Genomic DNA, 803 nt, shown 5'->3' with positions numbered 1-803 from the left:
TGTTAAAGTAGAAGAAAGATCAGAAGAAATGCCAGATCATAAGGCTGCAATAGATTTAGTATTAAAGGAATTAGTAGGAGAAAATGGAGTTTTAAAAACTATAGATGAAGTTGATGCTATAGGACATAGAGTAGTTCATGGTGGAGAATACTTTAATGATTCAGTTTTAGTAGATGAAGAAGTGATAAAAAAATTAGAAGATATTTCTGAATTAGCTCCATTACATAACCCAGCTAATGTTATGGGAATTAAAGTAATGAGAGAATTATTACCAGGTAAACCTAATGTTGCAGTATTTGATACAGCCTTCCATCAAAGCATGGAAAAACATGTATACTCTTATCCATTACCAGTTGAAGATTATGAAGAATTATTAGTTAGAAATTTTGGATTCCATGGAACTAGTCATGAATATGTTTCAGGTGTAGTTGCAGAAATGTTGGGTAATAAAGAAGCTAAAATTATTGTTTGTTATTTTGGAAATGGAGCTTCAATATCAGCAGTTAAAAATGGTAAAGTAGTAGATACTTCTATGGGTCTTACTCCACTTGCTGGAATAATGATGGGAACTCGTTGTGGTGATATAGATCCAGCAGCAGTGTTATACATCATGGAAAAAAGAGGATTAACACCTAAGGAAATAGATACAAGAATGAATAAAAAATCAGGATTTTTAGGAATATTCGGAGAAAGTTCAGACTTTAGAGATATACAAAAAGGTGTACAATCAGGAAATGAAAGAGCAAAACTTGCATATGATATGTTCTGTTATAGAATTAGAAGTTATATAGGTTCTTATGCAG

1 protein-coding gene is annotated in these 803 nt (G+C 31.6%); it reads left to right on the top strand.

Annotation, left to right across the window (positions count from 1 at the left end):
- Window positions 1-803 (top strand): acetate/propionate family kinase (locus AYC60_RS01420; RefSeq protein WP_067320388.1); only part of this gene is annotated, 803 nt, incomplete at both ends.

It is taken from the genome of Streptobacillus felis, assembly GCF_001559775.1.
Lineage (GTDB): Bacteria > Fusobacteriota > Fusobacteriia > Fusobacteriales > Leptotrichiaceae > Streptobacillus > Streptobacillus felis.
Note: the sequence above shows the minus strand (reverse complement) of the source record. Positions and strands in the feature narration are given on the sequence as shown.